Here is an 18,983-nt window from a genome sequence, read left to right as displayed (position 1 = left end):
CTGGCGCTGCGGACGGTTGGCGCGTGTCTCTTTGATGGGTTGGCCAGTTGTTCGAGGCCATTGGCACGTCTCCGCGTGGGCCCCGGCCGGCTGCGTGTCCTCCGGCAGTCGAGCCCGTACCGTCGTGCGGTCTCGGGTCGACTCCCGCAGGGGCACCCGGCGGGACCGTTCGGTTCCTGCCCGTCCTCGCCGGGTGCCGTACGCCACCGCCGCGGTGGTCGGCGACTGTCTGGGCAGCCAGGCAGCCAGGCAGCCAGGCAGCCACGCAGCCACGCAGGCAATCGGGGAGATCAGTCGTGATCGTCGTGCGGGTATCGCAGGCCGATCTGTTGCCTGACGGCGTCCAGCGTACGGAGAACCGCGAGGGTGCCGTCCAGGGGCACCAAGGGTGACTCGGTCTGCCCGGCTCGCAGGCAGCGCATCACCTCGGCGGCCTCCGGCACGTAGCCGTGGCCGATGACGGCCGGGGCGGGAAAGTGCATCGGGTCGAGTCCCTCACGATGGAGGACGATCCCTGGCGGGTTGAACAGGTTCGCTGGGATATCGATGCGTCCACGTGTGCCGTAGACGACGGCGGCCTGGCTCAAGGTGGCGGCGAAGGAACAGGTCAGCGATGCGGTGGCCCCGCCGGGGTGGCCGAGCAGGATGCTCGTGTGCTCGTCCACGCCTTCCGGCGTCAGGTGGGCCTGCGCGTGGATGCGGTCCGGGCTGCCGAGCAGGAAGTGCGCCAGCGCGACAGGGTAGGCACCTGCGTCGAGCAGGGCGCCGCCGCCGGCGGTAACGTCGCGGAGCCGGTGGTTTTGGTCGACTTCGGCACGCCAGCCGAGTTCGGCGTGGAGGGAGCGGACCTCGCCGATCGCACCGTCGGCGAGGAGGTCGGCTGCCTTGCGCAGGGCGGGGTTCAGGAGCATCCACATGGCCTCCATCAAGAACGTGCCGCGCTCGCGGGCGAGGGTGATCAGTTCCCGCGCCTGCACGCTGTTCACGGTGAAGGGCTTCTCGCAGAGGACGGGCCGCCTGGCGTCCAGCAGCATCTTGACGGCCGGATGGTGGTGGGCGTGCGGCGTGGCAACGTACACCACGTCCACGTCCGGATCGTCGGCCAGACCCTGCCACGATCCGTGAGCTCGCGGGATCCCGTGCCGGGCGCCGAACGCGCGTGCTGTCCCTGCGTCGCGTGAGGCGACGGCCGCGACCACCGCGCCCGGGGTTCGGTGAAGATCGTCGGTGAACGCCGCGGCGATACCCCCGGTGGCCAGGATGCCCCAGCGGATGGGGAGTTCAGGAGCCGAGTCCACGGATCACCTCTTGTCTAGACCAATGCTGCGTTGCGGGCAGTACGGTACGGGAGGCTGCACAGCCAGGCAACCGTCATCCAGGCCTGCTGTTCTTCGCCCACGACAAGATCGGCGTCCCGGCGGGTTCGGCACATCCTCGATGAATGAGCCGCCGTTGCACACCTCACCTGCTGGAACACCCGAAGGAAAGCTGGGTCGGGAGAGGAACGGCCTCTCGGAAGCTTGGAAATCGCCGTGTACGACATGGCCTGGCGGCTTGGCGTGAAGCTCTGAACGGTGGTTCACTTCATGTATGGCATACCGCAAGACACCTGCCGAGCAGGACCGCCTGGCCACCGCCAGGGAACGCCTGGTGGAACGGGCCACCTGCGTGGTGGCCGATGTGGGCTGGGCCGGCGCCTCGATCACCGCGGTCGCCGCCGCAGCCGGGATGTCGGCCGGTTCGGTGTACCAGCACTTCCCCTCCAAAGCGGCACTGGCCATCGAGGTCTTCCGCCGCGCCTCGGCCCGGGAGGTGGAAGTGCTCGGCGAGGTGCTCCGGCAGGGCGACGGCAACCCGGTGGAGCGGCTGGCCCTGGGGGTCGGCGTCTTCGCGCGGCGCGCCCTGGAGGCGCGTGGCCTGGCCCAAGCCCTGCTGGCTGCCCCGGCCGAGCCGGCGGTCGGCGCCGAGCGATTGGAGTTCCGGCGCCGCTACCGCGAGCTGTTCGCCGAGGTGATCCGCGAAGGCGTCGATGCCGGGCTGTTGCCCGACCAGGACCCGCAGATCACCGCCGCAGCCCTGACCGGCGCGATCGGCGAAGTCCTGGTCGACCCGCTGTCCGTACCCGACGAAGACGCCGCAGACCACCTGGTCACCGAACTGACCGCTATGTCCCTGCGCTGCGCGGGCGCCCGCCCCGCCTCGGCAACCCCTCGACCCGTGGAGTGCACGCGATGACTGCAACTGCCGCCGACCTCACGCTGCGCAGCAACCCCACCGCGCGTACGCATGAGGTGTTCAACCAGGTCCCTCCTCTGGTCGGCCACGACGTGGCCGACGACCCGGTCCTGCTCGAGGGCGTATGCCGCGAGGGCGCCGAGTGGTACGTGGAGGACCTGCACCGTCTGGGACGCCTGGCCGGCAGCGAGCAGGCACAGCGCTGGGGCGAGGAAGCCAACCGTTACGAGCCGGTGCTGCGCACTCACGACCGCTACGGCAACCGGATCGACGAGGTCGACTTCCACCCCTCCTACCACGCCCTACTGGACGTCGCGATCCGCGAGGGCCTCGGCGGCGCGCCGTGGGCCGAGGACAAGCAGGGCGCCCATGTAGCACGCGCCGCGGGGTTCATGGTGTGGAGCTTCACCGACACCGGACACACCTGCCCGGTGTCGATGACCTACGCCGTGATCCCCGCACTGCGCTCCGCCCCGGAACTCGCCGAGGTATACGAGCCGCTGCTGACCAGCCTGGTCTACGACCCCGGCCTGCGGGCTCCAGCCGGCAAGCGCGGCCTGCTGGCGGGGATGAGCATGACGGAGAAGCAGGGCGGCTCGGACGTCCGCGCGAACACCACCACCGCAACCAAGCAGCCCGACGGAACCTGGCGACTGCGCGGCCACAAGTGGTTCACCAGCGCCCCGATGAACGACCTCTTCCTGGTGCTCGCCCAGGCCCCCGGCGGACTCTCCTGCTTCCTGGTGCCGAGGGTGCTCCCCAACGGCAGCCGCAACACCTTCCGCATCCAGCGGCTCAAGGACAAACTCGGCAACCGCAGCAACGCCAGCAGCGAGCCCGAGTTCGACGACACCGTCGCCTGGCTGGTCGGCACCGAAGGCCGCGGAGTGCGAACCATCATCGAGATGGTGACCATGACCCGGCTGGACTGCATCCTCGGCTCGGCGGCGGGGATGCGCACCGCGCTGACCCACGCCGCCCACCATGCCCGGCACCGCGCGGCCTTCGGCGCGACCCTGATCGACCAGCCCCTGATGCGCAACGTCCTCGCCGACCTGGCCGTCGAGTCGGAGGCGGCGACCACCCTGGCACTACGCGTCGCCGGTGCGGCCGACCGCGCACAGCGCGGCGACGACCAGGAGCGGGCCTTCCTGCGGCTCGCCACGGCAGCCGGCAAGTACTGGGTCACCAAGCGGCAGCCCGCGATGGTCGCGGAGGCGATCGAGTGCCTCGGCGGCAACGGCTACGACGAGGCATCCGGCATGCCCAGGCTCTACCGCGATGCGCCGCTCAACGGCATATGGGAGGGCTCCGGCAACGTCAGCACCCTCGACGTGCTGCGCGCCCTGACCCGCGAACCCGATTCCTTCGAGGCCTTCCGCGCCGAGATCGAAACCGCCGCGGGCGCCGACGCCCGCCTCGACGCCGCCTGGCGGGACTTGCGCGACCAGCTGGTGCCCACTGCGGACATCGAACTGCGCGCCCGCCGGCTGGTCGAGCGCATGGCACTGGTGCTCCAGGGCTCCCTGCTGGTCCGGTACGCACCCACCGCGGTGGCGGACGCCTTCTGCGCCTCGCGGCTCGCCGGCGACCGCGGCCTGGCCTTCGGCACCCTCCCCACCGGCCTCGACCTTGCCGGTGTCATCGACCGCATCCCCGGCGCGGCCACCTGAACGGACGGCCCAGGCTCATCGGACACATCCGGTCGCCCCGGGCCGGACCGTCGGCCCGAGTGATTGCGGGGCAGTCATCGGGGTGTCCGTTGGCGGGCAATCAGGGGGCCCACTCGATGCCGGGCCGGCGAGCCGCTGAATGCCGCCGGTCGGGAACCGGTGCACTGGCCGCGGGGACAGGTCGCGAGAGTTCGGTGAAGGCGCGCGGTCGGGCAGTCGGGGTCCGGGGCGATACCGGGGCATCCGCGAGGCACAGCAGGGCATCAGCCGTCTGGCATCGGCCATGGCCACGATCCGGAGCGGCCCGGGAACGAAGTGATCCGACCGCCCGTGTGACCGCGTGCGAGGATCAGGCTATGGATCAGGAAGCCGGGTGGACGGCGTACGGGTCGGCGGGGAAACCGTCGGCGGGCCACGACGACGTGCTGCGCCTGGTGCGCAGTGCCACGCGCCTGGAACCGGGCGGACGGGTCGAGACGCTGGCCGTCGAGTGCGAGATATGCGGTCCCGAGAGCGGCGGGCTCGAAGTCGCCAAGGGCGAGTGCTTCTGCGTGGGCTGCTGCTTTCCGGTCGGCATTGCGGACGGGGACGTGTACCCGCCGGCGTACCCGTGGACGCTCGAACCGTCCGAGGCCCCGCTGCCCCCCGCCTCTCCGGGCCCCGGCTTCGAGCCGTCGGACCTGCCCCGCTGCCCCGCGGGCCACGACGTGTTCCAGGCCGCAGTCGCGCTGTCCTTCGGCGTGGACAGCACGACGGTGGACGGTACGACGCTGCGGGGGATCTCGGTCGGTCTGAAATGCCCGGAGGACGGCGCGCTGCTCCTGTACGTCGACAACGCGCGAGTGGTGCGCAAAGACCCGTGCCCCTGCCCTGGACCGGCGTCTACGAACAGCCACTTGAGCGTCTAGCGCAACCACTGGAGTGGACGGCATGCAGGCTCCCATGTCATGGGCCGCCCGTAGCCTCTCGCCATGCAGACAACTCTGATGATCTACGACGGCACCGCACCGGCCGACTCCGACGTCCCGCGTACCGGGGGCGTGCCGCTGGCTCCCGCAGGATTCGCCTGGCCCATGTGCAGCTCCTACTGCGGAGGGCCGCTGCAGTTCTTCGCCCATCTCCCCGTCGAGGACGGCGTCCTGTCGGTATTCGTGTGCCAGAACGACCCCGGCGCATGTGAATTCTGGGACGCGACTGCCGGCGCGAACCGCGTCTACCTGTTCCCCCGGGAGGAACTGCAGCCGGTAGCCGTGCCCGAGACGGGCGTGACGCTCCTGCCCGCCACTTCGGCCATCCGCACGCACGTGGTGCCGCTCGACCCCGAAGAGAACGGCGACCACGACGAACCCGCGCCTGACGCATACGACCTTGCCCGCTCGGGATGGAAGCGGGAACCCGAAGAACGATTCGGGAAGCAACGCAAAGTGCTCGGATCGCTCGGAGGCAGTCCCTCCTACCTCGAGGACGACCGACTGCCCGCATGCCCCTCCTGCGCCGGCACGACGGAATTCGCGGCGCATCTGGAGGAAGGGATCTCCACGCAGACCGCGATGAACCTCGGCGGCCAGCTGGGCTACGTCTTCGTCTGCCGCGCCTGCCGCGAGGGCGCCTTCCTCACAGACTGAGCACACCGCACCGCAGCCGACGCTCCGTCAGCCGCCCACCAGGCCGACGGGGGCTGAGCGCCAGAACCGCACCGCACCGCACCGCACCGCGGTGCCGAGCCCGAGGGCAGCGGCTCGTGGCAGATTGCGCACTTCGCACCGCCGCCTGATGATGGGCCCGGTCAGGCAGGACGAAGCCGTCGGTAGCCGACTGCCGGAAGCACCGGGGCTCCGTCCGCCGTTCTCTCGCCGCGTGATGGGATGGCCCGATGAACGCTCGTGATCTCGCTCGCCGGCTGCCGGACATCGCCTCCCTGTGAAACCTGTGCCGGTCGATGGCGATGCTCGACGCGGTACTCCAGCCCGGCGCACCGTACCTGCGCCACCACCGGTTCGACGCCCACTGATCCGCGACGCAGGAGCTGGCCTCGATGGACAATGGCGGGGGAGACGCGTACTCCGTCGTCTTCTCGGCGGCCGGAGCGTACATCCGAGGGTTCGACCACACGTCCCCGATGAGCCCGTACGCGGGCGACGGGACGCCGTGGCCCGGTGTGGTCGACACGGTCCCGGAGGTGTTCCGGTCCTGCGTCGAGGATCCGGCCTTCCGGCTGGAGGGCACCCCGCACATCACCATCTGCCTGTGGCGGGAGACCGCTGACGAGCAGTGGTGGACGGGAGCGGTCGAATTCGACGGCGGCCGTTCCGTTCCGGACGGATCCGACTGGCTTTTTCGCCGCCTGGTCGAGGGGACGCCTGAGAAGTACCAGGCATGGGCCCAGAGGTACTACGGCACCCCGGTGGACCTGGACGCGGGCATCGACGTGTACCAGCTGCGGCCTCTCACGCCGGATGCGGTGGCTGCCCTGAACCCCGCCGTGACGCTGGCGCAGCTCGGTGACACCATCGCCCGCGACCCTACTTGCGGACGTGCCTCACCACGACGCCGGACGGCTTGCCGATGGTCGTCTGGGTGGAGGCGGAGCGGGTCATCCGTTCCGTGGTGTGGGATCCGGTCAGCGGGACGGAGAGCGCCTCTTCCTTCTTCCTCCGCCTTCCTCCGCCCGGGCATCAGCTCCCCGGAGTCAATGGCGCCGGTTCCCGCACAGGACGGCACCACCACTCTGATCGCTGTGGTGGGCAGGCGCGGGATCGTCCTGGTCGACCTGGTCTCCGAAAGCATCGTCACCACCTTGAGGTCCCAAGACCGCAGGGGTGGTGTGCTCTTCCTGCGCCCGTGCGTCTTCCCGTCGCAAGGGCGGATGCTGTTGGCCTCCGCGACCTCCACCGACATCCAACTCTGGGACCCCGCCGACGGCTCGCCAGCCGCCCACTGGCACACCCCCGACACATCGGCCCTGGCTGCGATCCCCCTGGACGACGGCCGCACCCTGCTCGCCTCGGGGAACCCGAGCGGCGTACGCATCTGGGACCCGTCGACCGGGGAACTCCGGCACACCCTGCTCACCGGAGCCCCGGTCCACGCCTTGGCCGTCGGCACCGGCCCGACGGGCCCGGTCCTGCACGTCCACGGCCCGGCCGGCCTGGCAACGCTGACGCTGGACCAACGACTGCTGTGAACCCGGTGACACGGAACGCGCGCACTCCTCTGTCATGGCGGGAGCCGACTCGGAGGGCTACGTCAGCTGCGTCGGGCACCGTTCCCAGGGCCTCGGTGGTCCTGTTCGGACTCGGCGTCACAGTTCGGGCAGGCGTGACGTGGTAGAGCTCCAATGCCCCCCTGTGACCTGTAGAGCCCCGAAAAGTCGCCCTCCAGCCCGGTAAGCGCTGCCACAATTGTCAGTGCGTGGGCGAGGTAGGGCTCGTAGGCGGCGGTGCACAAACACAGCTCAAGGGCGACAAGATCAGCCATTCGCCCGCACGAGCCCCTGGGGAACCCGGTCTGACCTGCCAAAACACCTTGCGCTTGGCACAACGGTCTGACATACCTTCGACGGTGCCCGCACATCTGCGGGCCCCTTTCAGATTCGCATGTTCCCGTGGGGGGTAACACTCATGTCCTTCAGCACGCCCGGCTCACCGCCGCCCGTCGACCCCGCCCCGCCGACGCCGCCGCACCCCGGCGGCCCCGCGTACGCCCAGCAAACGGTCCCCCACCAGCCGCTGCCGGGATTCGCCCCGCAGCCCCTCCGGGTCCTGCGCTCGCCGCGGGGTTTCGCGACGGCCGCGACGGTGCTGCTCGCGATCTCCGCCCTGTACGCCTTGATCGTGACGGGAACCGGCCTGTACGTCGGCTCGGTCCTGCGCGACGGTACGTATCCGGATGCGGGAGGCACGGACAGCCTCACCCCGCCGGACGCCCTGATGGGCCTCGTCGCCGTGGTGTCGCTTCCGCTCCTGCTCGCCAGCGCGGCGGCGTTCATCCCGTGGTTCCACCGCGTCCACGGCAACGCCGAGATCTTCAACCCGGGTGCGGTCACCCGCTCCAGTGGCTGGGCCATCGGCGCCTGGTTCATCCCCCTCGGCAACTTCTTCCTCCCCTACGCCATGGCGAAGGAGATCTGGGCCGCCAGCCTGCAGCTCGGTCCCGACGGGTCCTTCCGACGCGTCTCCACCGCCCCCCTCACGTCGTGGTGGCTGCTGTGGGTCGCATCGCTGATCGCCGACCGTGTCTACGGCTCCCTGTACGGCGACGCCACCGACGCGCAGGAGCTCGCCTCCTCCGCCGACGCCTCCGTCGTGTACGGCCTGCTGTCGCTCGCGGCAGCCGTCCTCGCGATCGTCTTCGTACGCAAGCTGACGGCCCTGCAGACCGTCAAGGCCGCCCAGGGCCCGTACGCGGCCGCCTAATCAACCGGTGCGCGGTGGCGTACGCCGCGACGACCAGCGCCGTGGCGAGGATCGCCGCCGCGCCCAGGCGAAGGATCACGTCGGAGGCCTCCTCCGGCGAGCGCCGCGGCGTCATCGCCCACATGGAGTCCCAGGTCAGAAAGTCTTGCGGGCGCCGGGCTTCCAGTGCCAGCACCGCGCACACCGGCGCGAGCGCCCGGCCATGCCTTCACGGACGCCCGGACACCCACCGCGACGACACGCCCTGAGTCCACACGTAAACCCCTTGCTCAATGGTCAAGACTCGTTGACCATTGATCGCATGCCTACCGATGACCTTCCCGAGACGTTCCACGTCACCACTGACGAGCAGCTGCGCGCCGTCTCCAATCTCACGCGCCACCGGATCATGGCCGTGCTCCGCTTCGAGCCCGCGACGATCACGCAGATCGCCGAGCGGGTGGGCCTTGCGAAGGGGAGTTCCAGCTACCACGTACGGCTGCTGGAGCGGGCCGGCCTGGTGAAGGTGGTACGGACACGGAAGGTGCGCGGTGTCACCGAGCGGTACTACGCGATGGCCGCGCGGGCGATCGCGCTGCCGGATCCGGGTGAGGGAGGGCCGGATGTGCTGATGCGGCATGCGGTGGCGGACCTGGAGGCGTCGCCCGTGGATGGGCGGCACGTACGGATGGCGCATCTGCGCCTCACCGAGGAGCAGTTCGCGGAGCTGGGGGCGCGGCTGCAGGCACTGGCGGACGAGTACCGGGAGCTGTCCGATCCGTCGCTGCCGGACGCGTCCCTCGTCTTCGCACTGTTCCACCCGACACCGCGCGAGCAGGCCCAAGGGGACGCCAAGTGACCTCAGACGTTCGGAAGTTGCCGACCGGGTTCGGACGGCTGTGGACTGCGCAGACGGTGTCCTCGCTCGGTGACGGGGTGTCGCATGCCGCGCTGCCGCTGCTCGCGTTGACGTTGACGCGGGATCCGATGGCGCTCGCCGTCGTCACGGCCGCCGGAACGCTGCCGTGGCTGCTCTTCGGGGTGCTCGGCGGTGCACTGGTGGACCGCTGGGACCGTCGGCGCACGATGTGGGTCGTGGACGCGGCGCGTGCGGTGCTGCTCGCGATACCGGCGGCCGCGGCCGCGCTCGACGTGCTGAGCATTCCACTGCTCGCGGTCGTCGCGTTCCTGCTCGGCCTCGGCGGACTCTTCTTCGACACGGCCGCCACGGCCTATCTGCCGGATCTGCTCGGCCGCGACCCCGCACTCCTGGAGCGCGCCAACACCCGCCTGCGCGGCACCCAGACCGCCGCGTCCGGCTTCGCGGGGCCGCCCTTGGGCAGTGCCCTGCTCGCGCTCGGGCGGGCGGTTCCGCTGCTCGCCGACGCGGTGTCGTTCGCGCTCTCCGCACTGCTCGTACGGTCGCTGCCCGCCGCGCCCCGGCCCGTACCGCAGGTCCGTGAGTCGCTGCTGCGGCAGGCGCGGGCCGGCGCCTCGTACGTCTTCCGGGACCGGTTGCTGCTCGGGCTCGCGCTGCGTCCTGCGGTGGGTAACGTTGCCTTCCTCGCCGTGGAGACCGTACTCGCCCTCTTCGCGCACGACCGTCTCGGCATCGACACCTTCGGCTTCGGCCTGCTCCTCACGGCGGAGGCCACCGGCGGTCTGCTCGGCGCGGGCATCGCCTCCTTCCTCGGTCGACGACTCGGCACCGGCACCGCCCTGACCTGCACGGCCGCGGTCGAGGGACTTGCCATCCTGGGGCTCGCCACCGCCCGGAATCCGTACGTGGCCGGGGTGGCGCTCGCCGTCTGCGGGGCCGGCATGGGCGCCACGATGGTGCTCGCGCCCTCCCTGCGGCAGGCGATCGTCCCCGCCCACCTCATGGGCCGGGTCGCCTCCACCTCCCGCATGCTCGCCATGTGCGCCGCCCCGTTCGGCGCCTTCCTCGGCGGCTGGCTGGCCACGACCTACGACATCCGCACCCCGCTCTACGCCGCGGCCGGCCTCCTCCTGACGATGACGGCCGTCACGGCATCCATGACCAGCAACCGCCAGGTCGAAGCGGCGCTGCGTGCCGCCGCCCCGGCCGGCGGTCCAGAACACCCGGCATCCAAGGATCCGGCCCGGGAGAGTGCACCCGACGTGTCGTGACGCCTGCCGCGAAGGCGTCACAACAGGTCGGGTGCCAGGCCCCCGCGCGGCGCAAGTGTTGCCGGGCCGGTCGGGTGTGCCGGCCGTCAATCCTCTTCGTCCTCGGCGGCGTCCGGCCCCGGAAGGCGCGCGGGCCCTGGCCGGGGCGGGCAAGCTAGTCGGCGACGACACCCGTGTTCTGGCAGGCGGTCAGCAGCCAACGTCCGTCGGTCTGCTTGGAGATCACGTACAGGGGGGCGCCTTCGCTCTCCTCGCCCGGGGCCAGGTATCGCTGACGGACCTTGACCGCCGCGACGTCGGGGCGGATGAAGAGCACGTGGGCCACCTCGTAGGTGACCTCGCCGTCCCAGTTCGCCGCGGGGAGGACCTTGCGGGTGAACTCCGAGATCGCGTCAAGGCCGATGAGGACCTTGCCGTGGGCCGTCGTCCAGATCGCGTCCGGGTGAAAGAGGCCCAGGAACTCCTCGGGGTCCTTGTTCCGCTGGGAGTGCTCGACGGTGGCGACGAGCCGGCTGATGGCTTCGATGTCTGCCGCGTGGGACGTGGAATCCGTGGTCATGTGGACCATCGTCATACCTCAAGCGTGATTGAGGTCAAGGGTGTGATCGCATCACGGTACGAGGATGACCGGACGTCCGTGCGGCTCGGAGAACGTCCGCCGCTACTTCGAACCGTCGCCGGAGGCGATTGCGGAGCTCACGAGCCTGCTCCCGCCCGGCGGCATCAACCGCTGAGCCGCGTCTTGATCCTTCTCGGCGGCGACGGCGGAGGCGGAGAGGAGCGTCGCGGCGGCGAGGCTGCCCCAGAGGGCGGCCGGGCCGTGGGGTGCGAGAGCGGTGATGACTGCCGGGGACACGGCGAGGCCGAAGCCCGTGGAGAGCTGGAAGCGCGCGAGGGTGCGTCCCAGGACACGGGCCGGGGCGAGGGCGGTGACGAGCGCGGTGGCGCTGCCGGCATAGATGATCTCGCCGAGGGTGCAGACCACGGACACCGTGGCGACGGCCGGGGCGCCCCAGCCGTGTCCCAGGGAGGTGGCCACCAGGAAGCCGAGGTAGGACGCGGTGAGTACCACGCCGGCGAGAGCCAGCACGGTCCGCCGGGAGAAGCGGGACATCACGACGGTGACCGGAACCTGCAGGGTGACCACCAGCACCGTGTTGGCCACGAAGACGGCTGCCGACCACACCGGGGATGCGTGCAACTCAGTCACCAGGACCAGGGGGAGCGCGATTTCGGGGACGTTGAGGCAGAAGGCGTAGACCACGTTGGCGGCGAGCAGCGCGCGCATCCGGGGTGGCGGCCCGTCGTTCCCGTCCTTGGCCGGGCTAGCGGCCGGATGGGCCCGCAGGTGGACCGACCACGCCAAGGCCGCCGCAGTGAGATAGGCGAGCCCGGTGACGGCTGCCAGCGCCTGCAATGCGCTGGTGCCGCCCGCCAGGCACGCGGTGGCGAGGAGCGCGCCCGCGCCCATGCCGCCGTTGCGCAGGGCGCGGCCTGCCGCGAGAGCGGTGTCGCGTTCCCGGCCGTGGGCGACCGTGGCCACGAGAGCCGCGTGGGCGGCCGGCCATGCCTGGTTGCCGATGCCGAGGAAGAGCGCCGCCGTCGCGAACAGCCAGACGTGTCCCGCCGGGGTGGCCAGCAGCAGCGCCACGCCCAGCACCCGCACCAGCATCGACGCCGCCACGACCGTGCTGCGTGCGCCCCGGTCCAGCCATTGGCCGACCGCGGGCATGCACACCAGACCGACAACGACGCCGACCGTCATGGCGATGCCGGTGGCGGGCGCGGACAACCTCAGTACGGTCACCCCGTAGAGCAGCAGAAAGGGCCGGAGCAGGCCGGTGCCGAGCGCGTCCACGGTCAGGGCGACGGCATAGCGGGGGCCTCCGGAGGCACGGACGAGGGCGCGCGGCCGGATTTTGGTGGTGGTTGGCATGGCGCCAACGGTGCGTTCAACCGCCGGGCCGGCCGCGTCGGTTGACGGACATCGTCAACCGACGCCGTCGTCGGCCATCCGGTCGGTGATGATGAGGGGGTGACGTTGAGGATCGACATCAGCGGCCTGCCGTCCGAGCGATTGCGGTTCGCCGCCTCCCCGCTGGCCGAGCTGAGCGCGATGCTGCACGTGCTGGCCGAACCCGGGCACCATCCGCGACTCGCCGGCTGGGCCGGGGACGTCTGGGCGGGGCTGCGGCCGGAGCTGGCCGAGCGGTTGCGGGAGGCGGAGTTCCTCTGGCGTTCCTCACGAGCCGATTTCCTGGTCCCCGCCCGGCCTCGGCCGACCCTCGCCGAGGAGTTGGACGACGTGGACCGGATCGATGACGAAACGTATGTGAGTTCCGCGCTCGTTACCACCTGCGGCAGCAACCGGGTCCGCTTCGCTGCGCCGTCGCCGCTCGCCGACGCGACTGCGCGCGAGCGGGCCCTGGACCTGGCCCAGGCCCGCGGCCCGCTGCAAGAGGCCTTCGCGGAAAGGCTGCTCGCAGATCCGGCCGCCGTGCGGGCACGGGTGCGCCGCACCCTGGAACAGTGCGCCGATGCCTTCTTCGACGCCGCCTGGACGGGCGTCGCCGTTCGACTGGCCACCGACCTGCGTCTGAAGAACGACCTGCTGAAGCGCATGGGCATCGGGGCGGCACTCGCCTCGGTCTCCGGCGCGGTCACCCTGGCGTCGGACGGCGACTGCATCGTCGTGGACAAACTGCAGGACAAGGCGACCGCCGCCCACGGCACCGGGGTCACCTTCATCCCCAGCGTCTTCGGCCGCCCGCACCTGGTGGTGGTCCACGCGCCCGGGTGGCAGCCTGTGGTGCAGTACCCCGTGGCCGAGCCGGGTACGGCAGAGCCGGTGTCGCTGGAAACCGTCACGCTTCGGCTGGAGGCGCTCGCCCATCCGGTACGGCTGCGGCTGCTGCGTACCTTGGCCCGCGGCCCGCACACCCCCGGCGAGCTGGCCCACGCCTGGGAACTTTCACCCCCGGAGGTATCGCGCCACCTTGCCGTCCTGCGCCACGCCGGGCTGCTCACGGCCCGGCGGCGCGGTCGCTACGTCCACTACACCCTCGACGTGTCCGCGATGACGGCGCTGGGCACGAACCTTCTGTCGGCCGTGCTGCGCTGAGTGCCTTCGGTGCTCAGTGGCTTCGGTCTGCCGGAACGCGGGCGACCGCCGGTTTCGCAGCATCGTCCGAGTCGTACCCCGGGGTCATCCCCCTGTCCGGCCGTCCGGGCCAAGGCCTGTTCGTTGCGGCAGCCTGAACGAGAACCCGACGGATACTTGCCGGATGGATGGATCAAGAACTTCTTGGGTCAACACCACGCACGATTGGTCCGGCACCGTGGACGCGGACCATCTCGATCGGATACGCCAGGGATCCGCGGAGTTCGCACCGGGCGGACCCGAACACCTTGTTCTCGAGATCGTTGCTTACGCCGCTGACGAGGCAGCGAGCCGGGGCGGCGGACGGTGTGTGGTCACGCTGCATGCCGATGGCTCGGTGTCGGTGAAGGATGACGGCCGGGGCACCGACACTCGGGTCGACGAGAACGGCCACGTGGTGAAGAAGCCGGTCATGGCCACGAAGGATCTTCGATTCTTCGACCTTCCGGAGGCGGAGCGGCTTCCGGACGGACACCGGCGTCGCGGCATGTCCGTCGTCGCAGCGCTCGGCGAGTGGTTGATTCATACCAACCGCCGTCGCAACGGATCCTGGAGCCAGCGCTATGAGCACGGCGTCCCGGTGACCGATCTGCAGCCCGTCGAAGCCGACGGGACCACGGGGACCTGCGTGCGCTTCCTGCCGGACGAAGCCCTGCGTTCGCGATGGTCATTGACCGCAGGCGATCTGGTGCGGTGGTCCGAGCACTGGCCGGACCTGACTGCCCACCTCGACGATCAGCGCGACGATCAGCGCGACGGCGAGGACCGGGCAGGTTCCTGACCACGGGCGCCACGACCGAGCCCGTCCACGCCGTACGCGACAGCTCCGCGAGGCGCCGCGGCGGTATCGCCGATACATCCAGAGCGCGCATGTCCAGGTCGGCAAGCTCCTCGACCCGGTCCAGGGCCCACATCATTGCCGAGGCCCCGCCGGGTTGCGCTCCCCTGGGGTTCGTCAGGGGGACGTCAGCCTTTGAGGAGGTAGGAGCATCGGTAGGGGCCGAGGGTTGCCGTGTCACCGCCTGATCCCGGCCCGGTGTCGTGGGGGGCACGAGAACACGTCCGGGCTACTGCTGGGCGAGGCGGATGCGTCGACGGGCGCTCTCACGCCCGCGGCTGGTCGTAGGCGCGGACCTGGTTGGTGACCGGGGAACCGGCGACCCGCAGCATGTTCGGCCAGTGCGCGGATCACCTTGGCCTACGACTGGCCCGGCCGCGCCCGCCCCGCCTGACCTGGGCGGTACCTGGTAATCAGCGCTGCGTGTCGTCATCGCGCCGCCGCCCGTCGGGCCGCCGCCCGAACAGGTACTCGTCGAAGGTCGTGAAGCCGTCCGGCATGCCCTTCGGCCGTTCCGGACGCGGCGTCGCCGGTGGGACGCGGGGCGGTGTGGGCGGGCGCTTCGCCTCAGTGCGCGAGGAGTCACCGAACCCCCGGCAGGGGCAGGACTTCTCGTCCCAGTAGCCGATCCAGTTGCCGCCGCCGTCGTACTTGTCCTTCGAGCCGTCGATGCCGGAGCAGGAGCCGTAACGGCGGTGCGCCTCCTGGCTGTGCCCGCAAGGGCATTGCGGTCCGAGGCCGGCGCCCCGCCCCGCGCCGAAGATGATTGCGCCCAACACGAGCAGGAAGAAGCCGACACCGAAAAGCCCGACCCACGCGACACCATCCACGGCTCCTGCCCCTCCCAGAGTTCGATGACGACACGGCTCGCCCAGGCCGGCCGCCGAGCCCGGCGGGTGCCGGCGGGGTCATGTCCCGACGGAGCCTCGGCGCACTTGCGGCAGACGTGCCCGGGCATATCCACGTATCGCAGGTGCCGCAGTGGGCGTAGCCCGCGCCCGGGGGCACAGGTCTCCCTCCACCAGGACGGGACGGCCGCACTCCTCTCCCTCCCTAAGGGGACCGCGCGCGCATGTCTGCCGGACAAACGCGGGGGAACAGCGGGGGAAACAGGGGTCGGTTCCTGCTGCGTGTACTCCGTTCCGTTCCAGGCCGAGATCGTTGCGCGCGCGAAAGCCAGGCGTGGCCCCCGGCGGCCTGCTGCCGGGAGCCACGTGATGGCGGCCGAAGGGCTCGGCCGTGTATGTGTCAGCTGACCTGCAGGGTCAGGTTCTTCGGCCAGCGGGCCTGGTTCAGGCGGGAGAACAGGTCCTTGATGTCGGCGGGCTTCAGCTTGATGCAGCCCCAGGACTTGTAGTCCCTGTCGCCGTCCCATCGAGTGGGCTCGGTGGAGCCCTGACCACCGTTCTTCGTCATCTCGCTGTGGATGAACAGAGCGTCGCGGTTGACGGCCTCCTTGTCCCGCTTGGGGCGGCACTTCTTGTCGGAGAGCTGGATGGCGTAGCCCTTGATGTCGCTGTTGCGGTGGGTCTGGTGCCCGTTCACCTGGTAGGTGCCGCTGGGAAGCCATCCCTTCTCGCTGCGGCACTCGTCGGTGACTCCTACGCCGGACCCGGCACGGTAGCTCTTGACCGGGATGCCGTCGTGGACGAGGGAGAGGGTCGAGCGGTCCGGGTGATCCCAGTTCTTGGTGAACTTCAGCTGATATCCGCGAGGGCCGTGCTTGGCCCGACGCCTGCAGGGAGCTCGGTGATGCGGACGACCGCCACGTCCGCGCCCGCCGGCGCTCGCCACGGCCCGTCAAGGACCTCACCCTCCAGCTGACGCGCACGGGCAGCCTCCGCATGAGGGAACACCACGCCCACACGGTCGCCGGGACCTCTCCCCGCGACCTCGACGACGTGCGCACAGGTGACGAGGAGCTCTGCGGCCACCAGGAAGCCCACCCCCGCGACCCGTCCGTCCGGTCCGAGGACCTGAGCCACGGCCCGGGGAAGTCCCGGCGTGTCACCAGCACCGTTGTCGGGGTCCTCAGCGGGCATCACGGATCACCTTGAGATTTCGTCCGGAGGCGGAGGAGAGCTGATCGCATCCCGCTGCCAAGACACCGTCACCTTCAGGTGGCCGTCGGCTCGCCTCTTCGCGATCACTGCTCCTGCCATCACCGCCCGGGTGACACCGAACTCGACGGTGCAGCAGGGGCCTCGACCAAGACGCAGCCGCCGCCCTCCAGGGGAGCGCGAGTCAGCGATGTCACCAGGCCTCCTCCATCCGTCGGGCTTCGAATGTCGGCAGGCCCTCATTGGCGGTGGGCGGATCAGCCTGAGGCTCATGACCAGCATCATCGATTTCGGCGGCTGCCGCATCCCGGGTGATGAGGAGCGCCATGGCAGGACGAACGGCGCGAGGAGCCGATCCGCGCGGAGCCTGCGGCTCCACCATTCTGGAGACGCTGCTCGGACCGGGCGGTACCCGAGTCGGCGGCGATCGCGTGCCGTGGTGCGCGTCAGCCGGTGAACCCCGGTACCACCAGACCTGATTCGTACGCGATCACCACCGCGTGGGTCCGGTTCCGCGCACCGAGCTTGGTCAGCACGTTCCCGACGTGCGTCTTCACCGTCTCCAGGCTCACCCTGAGCGACTGCGCGATCTCCGGATTGGACCGGCCGGTAGCCATCAGCCGCAGCACCTCCTCCTCCCGCTCCGTCAGCGCCGCCTTCGGCAACGCCTCGGCGGAGCCCAGCGGGCGGGCGGCGACCATCCGGCGCAGGGCCGCCGGGAAGAGGATCGCCTCGCCCGCCGCCACCACGCGTACCGCCTCGGCGATCTGCCGGACCGGAAGCCGCTTGAGCACGAACCCGCTGGCCCCCGCGCTGAGCGCCGCAGTGACGTAACCGTCGTTCTCGAAGGTGGTGATCACCACGACCTTCGGAGGTTCGGCCGGCCCGGCAAGGAGTTGCCGGGTGGCCTCGATCCCGTTGCACCGCGGCATCCGCACATCCATCAGGACCACGTCCGGCCGCAGCCGCCGCACCTGCTCGACGGCCTCGACGCCGTCGGCGGCCTCCCCGACCACCGAGATCCCCGGCTGCGCCGCGAGCAAGGTGTGCAGACCGCTGCGGGTCACCTCGTCGTCGTCCGCGATCAAGAGGGTGACGGGGGTACATGCAGGGCTGGTTGCGGCGGGGCGGGAGCCCGTGCCCGTCACGGCGGCTGAGCTCGCGTCGGAGCCGGTCATGCCGAACCCCGTACCGGCAGCCGGACCGCCAGCCGCCAGTGCCGCGGCCCGTCCGGGCCGACCTCGATCTCACCGTGCAGCAGCCGCACCCGCTCGGCAAGGCCGGGCAGGCCGTGCCCGGACGTCGGGAAGACACCCACGCCCGTACGCATGCCCGCGCCCGCCCCATTGACCACACCGAGCTCAAGGCAGTCCGACGCGACCGCGACCCGGACCCCGATCGGAACGCCCGTCCCGTGCCGCAACGCGTTCGTCAGCCCTTCCTGCAGAATCCGGTACGCGGCCCGGGAGAGAGTCCCCTGCACCTGCGCCAACTCGCCAGACAGCTCCACGTCAAGGACCGCGCCCGCGTGCCGCAACCGGTCGAGAAGCTCGGGCAGGTCGTCCAGGGTCCGGGTCGGTGCCGTCTCCGCCTTCTCCTCGCGCAGTACGCCCAGTACGTAATCCAGGTCCTCCAGCGCGGCCCTGGCCGACTCCTCGATGCTGCGCAGCGCGGCCCGCGCCGCCCCCGGGTCGGCGGACAGCACCTCGCCCGCGACCGCCGCCTGGATCGTGGTCGCGGTCAGCGTGTGCCCGATCGAGTCGTGCAGCTCGTGGGCCAGCCTGTTGCGTTCGGCAAGGCGCTGCTCTCGCTCGGCCATCAGCGCGAGCTGCTCGGCCGACGAAGGACCCAGGAGCCTCGGCGCCAGCCACCGCAGCACGCTCGTCACCACCACGCACACGACCGCCGCGAGCAGCAGGCAGCCGAGCGCCACCACCCAGCTCTGCCATCCGCCGTCGGACCGCAGCGACCGGCCGGACAGACTCAGCCCGGCTTCGGCACCGAGCCAGTCCCCGGGGAGGGCGATTCCCATGAGGATCAGCACGCCGCTCGTCAGCGCCCCCGTCCATCCCAGCGCTACGTGCAGCAGCAGCCACAGTGGAGTCCGCCAACGGTCGGCGCCGGATGGCACGACGGCAGGGTCCGGCAACGGCACCCTCAAAAGTTGGCGGGCGAACGCGATCAGTGCCCGCCGCGTGGTGCGGGCAACGCCGACCAAGCCGATCAGTGCTGCCCAGACCAGGAGGACCAGGACGGCCTGCACTCCATAGGGAGCGGATGGCCACGCCAGTGTCGGCAGCAGGGCGAAAGGCAGCAGCGGAAGGCTCGCCAACGCGCCGCAGTAGGCGAACAGCATGCCCGAATAGGTGGAGCCGCGCAGCAGCGGCCGGAGTCCCATGATCATCGTCGCCCCAGTATGACCGGGCGGCTCACCGAGGGCTTCCCCCGATCGAGGGAGCAATTTCTCCCGCC

Annotated in this window: 19 protein-coding genes; 10 read left to right on the top strand and 9 right to left on the bottom strand. The window is 70.7% G+C overall.

Features of this window, described 5'->3' with window-relative positions; genetic code table 11:
* Nucleotides 1-290: 290 nt before the first annotated feature.
* Nucleotides 291-1,298, bottom strand: coding sequence for a Gfo/Idh/MocA family protein (locus tag ACFWBY_RS23515; protein ID WP_385333963.1), 1,008 nt, complete (start codon nucleotides 1,296-1,298; stop codon nucleotides 291-293).
* Between the two features lie 292 nt (nucleotides 1,299-1,590).
* Between ACFWBY_RS23515 and ACFWBY_RS23510 the strand changes: the two genes are divergently transcribed.
* The 8 genes from ACFWBY_RS23510 (at nucleotide 1,591) to ACFWBY_RS23475 (ending at nucleotide 10,453) form a co-directional block, all read left to right on the top strand.
* Nucleotides 1,591-2,235, top strand: coding sequence for a TetR family transcriptional regulator (locus ACFWBY_RS23510; RefSeq protein ID WP_385333961.1), 645 nt, complete (start codon nucleotides 1,591-1,593; stop codon nucleotides 2,233-2,235).
* Entirely contained in the window at nucleotides 2,232-3,908 is a 1,677-nt protein-coding gene (locus ACFWBY_RS23505; protein WP_385333958.1) for an acyl-CoA dehydrogenase family protein, read from the top strand. Before ACFWBY_RS23510 ends, ACFWBY_RS23505 begins: the two co-directional genes overlap by 4 nt.
* 356 nt (nucleotides 3,909-4,264) lie before the next feature.
* A complete protein-coding gene (locus ACFWBY_RS23500) occupies nucleotides 4,265-4,816 on the top strand; it encodes a hypothetical protein (protein ID WP_385333955.1) in 552 nt (183 codons plus the stop codon).
* 63 nt (nucleotides 4,817-4,879) lie between these two features.
* The gene (locus tag ACFWBY_RS23495; RefSeq protein ID WP_385333952.1) at nucleotides 4,880-5,533 is read left to right on the top strand and encodes a hypothetical protein; all 654 of its coding nucleotides are present in this window, start codon (nucleotides 4,880-4,882) and stop codon (nucleotides 5,531-5,533) included.
* A gap of 410 nt (nucleotides 5,534-5,943) precedes the next feature.
* Nucleotides 5,944-7,092, top strand: coding sequence for a WD40 repeat domain-containing protein (locus tag ACFWBY_RS23490; RefSeq protein WP_385333949.1), 1,149 nt, complete (start codon nucleotides 5,944-5,946; stop codon nucleotides 7,090-7,092).
* A gap of 436 nt (nucleotides 7,093-7,528) precedes the next feature.
* A complete protein-coding gene (locus ACFWBY_RS23485; RefSeq protein WP_385333946.1) occupies nucleotides 7,529-8,323 on the top strand; it encodes a DUF4328 domain-containing protein in 795 nt (264 codons plus the stop codon).
* Between the two features lie 301 nt (nucleotides 8,324-8,624).
* Nucleotides 8,625-9,161 carry an ArsR/SmtB family transcription factor gene (locus tag ACFWBY_RS23480; protein WP_385333943.1) on the top strand — a complete coding sequence of 179 codons (537 nt, stop codon included), beginning with the start codon at nucleotides 8,625-8,627 and terminating at the stop codon, nucleotides 9,159-9,161.
* Nucleotides 9,158-10,453 carry an MFS transporter gene (locus tag ACFWBY_RS23475; RefSeq protein ID WP_385333941.1) on the top strand — a complete coding sequence of 432 codons (1,296 nt, stop codon included), beginning with the start codon at nucleotides 9,158-9,160 and terminating at the stop codon, nucleotides 10,451-10,453. Before ACFWBY_RS23480 ends, ACFWBY_RS23475 begins: the two co-directional genes overlap by 4 nt.
* A 154-nt stretch (nucleotides 10,454-10,607) precedes the next feature.
* Here the strand turns inward: ACFWBY_RS23475 and ACFWBY_RS23470 are convergent, their stop codons facing one another.
* Both ACFWBY_RS23470 and ACFWBY_RS23465 read right to left on the bottom strand, forming a co-directional pair.
* Nucleotides 10,608-11,021, bottom strand: a complete 414-nt coding sequence (locus ACFWBY_RS23470; protein ID WP_385334100.1) for an SgcJ/EcaC family oxidoreductase — start codon at nucleotides 11,019-11,021, stop codon at nucleotides 10,608-10,610.
* A 93-nt stretch (nucleotides 11,022-11,114) separates the two neighbouring features.
* The gene (locus ACFWBY_RS23465; protein ID WP_385333939.1) at nucleotides 11,115-12,389 is read right to left on the bottom strand and encodes an MFS transporter; all 1,275 of its coding nucleotides are present in this window, start codon (nucleotides 12,387-12,389) and stop codon (nucleotides 11,115-11,117) included.
* A gap of 99 nt (nucleotides 12,390-12,488) precedes the next feature.
* Here ACFWBY_RS23465 and ACFWBY_RS23460 point away from each other — a divergent pair, with 99 nt between their 5' ends.
* The gene (locus tag ACFWBY_RS23460) at nucleotides 12,489-13,574 is read left to right on the top strand and encodes a DUF5937 family protein (RefSeq protein ID WP_385333936.1); all 1,086 of its coding nucleotides are present in this window, start codon (nucleotides 12,489-12,491) and stop codon (nucleotides 13,572-13,574) included.
* A gap of 217 nt (nucleotides 13,575-13,791) precedes the next feature.
* Entirely contained in the window at nucleotides 13,792-14,394 is a 603-nt protein-coding gene (locus ACFWBY_RS23455; protein WP_385333934.1) for an ATP-binding protein, read from the top strand.
* A gap of 470 nt (nucleotides 14,395-14,864) precedes the next feature.
* Here the strand turns inward: ACFWBY_RS23455 and ACFWBY_RS23450 are convergent, their stop codons facing one another.
* The 6 genes from ACFWBY_RS23450 to ACFWBY_RS23425 all read right to left on the bottom strand — a co-directional run bounded on the left by ACFWBY_RS23450 (nucleotide 14,865) and on the right by ACFWBY_RS23425 (nucleotide 18,915).
* Nucleotides 14,865-15,281, bottom strand: coding sequence for a hypothetical protein (locus tag ACFWBY_RS23450; RefSeq protein ID WP_385333932.1), 417 nt, complete (start codon nucleotides 15,279-15,281; stop codon nucleotides 14,865-14,867).
* 418 nt (nucleotides 15,282-15,699) lie between these two features.
* Nucleotides 15,700-16,245, bottom strand: coding sequence for a L,D-transpeptidase (locus ACFWBY_RS23445; protein WP_385333929.1), 546 nt, complete (start codon nucleotides 16,243-16,245; stop codon nucleotides 15,700-15,702).
* Nucleotides 16,149-16,493 (bottom strand): trypsin-like peptidase domain-containing protein, encoded by a 345-nt coding sequence (locus tag ACFWBY_RS23440; protein WP_385333926.1) that lies wholly within the window; start codon nucleotides 16,491-16,493, stop codon nucleotides 16,149-16,151. Before ACFWBY_RS23440 ends, ACFWBY_RS23445 begins: the two co-directional genes overlap by 97 nt.
* A gap of 6 nt (nucleotides 16,494-16,499) precedes the next feature.
* Nucleotides 16,500-16,754, bottom strand: a complete 255-nt coding sequence (locus tag ACFWBY_RS23435; protein ID WP_385334098.1) for a CU044_2847 family protein — start codon at nucleotides 16,752-16,754, stop codon at nucleotides 16,500-16,502.
* A gap of 203 nt (nucleotides 16,755-16,957) precedes the next feature.
* The gene (locus ACFWBY_RS23430; protein WP_385333923.1) at nucleotides 16,958-17,689 is read right to left on the bottom strand and encodes a response regulator; all 732 of its coding nucleotides are present in this window, start codon (nucleotides 17,687-17,689) and stop codon (nucleotides 16,958-16,960) included.
* Nucleotides 17,686-18,915, bottom strand: a complete 1,230-nt coding sequence (locus tag ACFWBY_RS23425) for a sensor histidine kinase (protein ID WP_385333920.1) — start codon at nucleotides 18,913-18,915, stop codon at nucleotides 17,686-17,688. Before ACFWBY_RS23425 ends, ACFWBY_RS23430 begins: the two co-directional genes overlap by 4 nt.
* Nucleotides 18,916-18,983: the final 68 nt, after the last annotated feature.

Origin of the sequence: Streptomyces sp. NPDC060049, assembly GCF_042736715.1 — a bacterium.
In the GTDB taxonomy this organism is placed as follows: Bacteria; Actinomycetota; Actinomycetes; order Streptomycetales; family Streptomycetaceae; genus Streptomyces.
The sequence above is the reverse complement of the archived record's forward strand: the minus strand, read 5'-3'. Positions and strand labels throughout refer to the sequence as shown.

Bases quoted from the DNA above. Each gene is read 5' to 3' on its own strand.
- ACFWBY_RS23510 (WP_385333961.1), top strand. From the start codon at position 1,591: ATGGCATACCGCAAGACACCTGCCGAGCAGGACCGCCTGGCCACCGCC.
- ACFWBY_RS23505 (WP_385333958.1), top strand. From the start codon at position 2,232: ATGACTGCAACTGCCGCCGACCTCACGCTGCGCAGCAACCCCACCGCG.
- ACFWBY_RS23500 (WP_385333955.1), top strand. From the start codon at position 4,265: ATGGATCAGGAAGCCGGGTGGACGGCGTACGGGTCGGCGGGGAAACCG.
- ACFWBY_RS23495 (WP_385333952.1), top strand. From the start codon at position 4,880: ATGCAGACAACTCTGATGATCTACGACGGCACCGCACCGGCCGACTCC.
- ACFWBY_RS23490 (WP_385333949.1), top strand. From the start codon at position 5,944: ATGGACAATGGCGGGGGAGACGCGTACTCCGTCGTCTTCTCGGCGGCC.
- ACFWBY_RS23485 (WP_385333946.1), top strand. From the start codon at position 7,529: ATGTCCTTCAGCACGCCCGGCTCACCGCCGCCCGTCGACCCCGCCCCG.
- ACFWBY_RS23480 (WP_385333943.1), top strand. From the start codon at position 8,625: ATGCCTACCGATGACCTTCCCGAGACGTTCCACGTCACCACTGACGAG.
- ACFWBY_RS23470 (WP_385334100.1), bottom strand. From the start codon at position 11,021: ATGGTCCACATGACCACGGATTCCACGTCCCACGCGGCAGACATCGAA.
- ACFWBY_RS23465 (WP_385333939.1), bottom strand. From the start codon at position 12,389: ATGCCAACCACCACCAAAATCCGGCCGCGCGCCCTCGTCCGTGCCTCC.
- ACFWBY_RS23440 (WP_385333926.1), bottom strand. From the start codon at position 16,493: ATGCCCGCTGAGGACCCCGACAACGGTGCTGGTGACACGCCGGGACTT.
- ACFWBY_RS23435 (WP_385334098.1), bottom strand. From the start codon at position 16,754: ATGAGGGCCTGCCGACATTCGAAGCCCGACGGATGGAGGAGGCCTGGT.
- ACFWBY_RS23430 (WP_385333923.1), bottom strand. From the start codon at position 17,689: ATGACCGGCTCCGACGCGAGCTCAGCCGCCGTGACGGGCACGGGCTCC.
- ACFWBY_RS23425 (WP_385333920.1), bottom strand. From the start codon at position 18,915: ATGATCATGGGACTCCGGCCGCTGCTGCGCGGCTCCACCTATTCGGGC.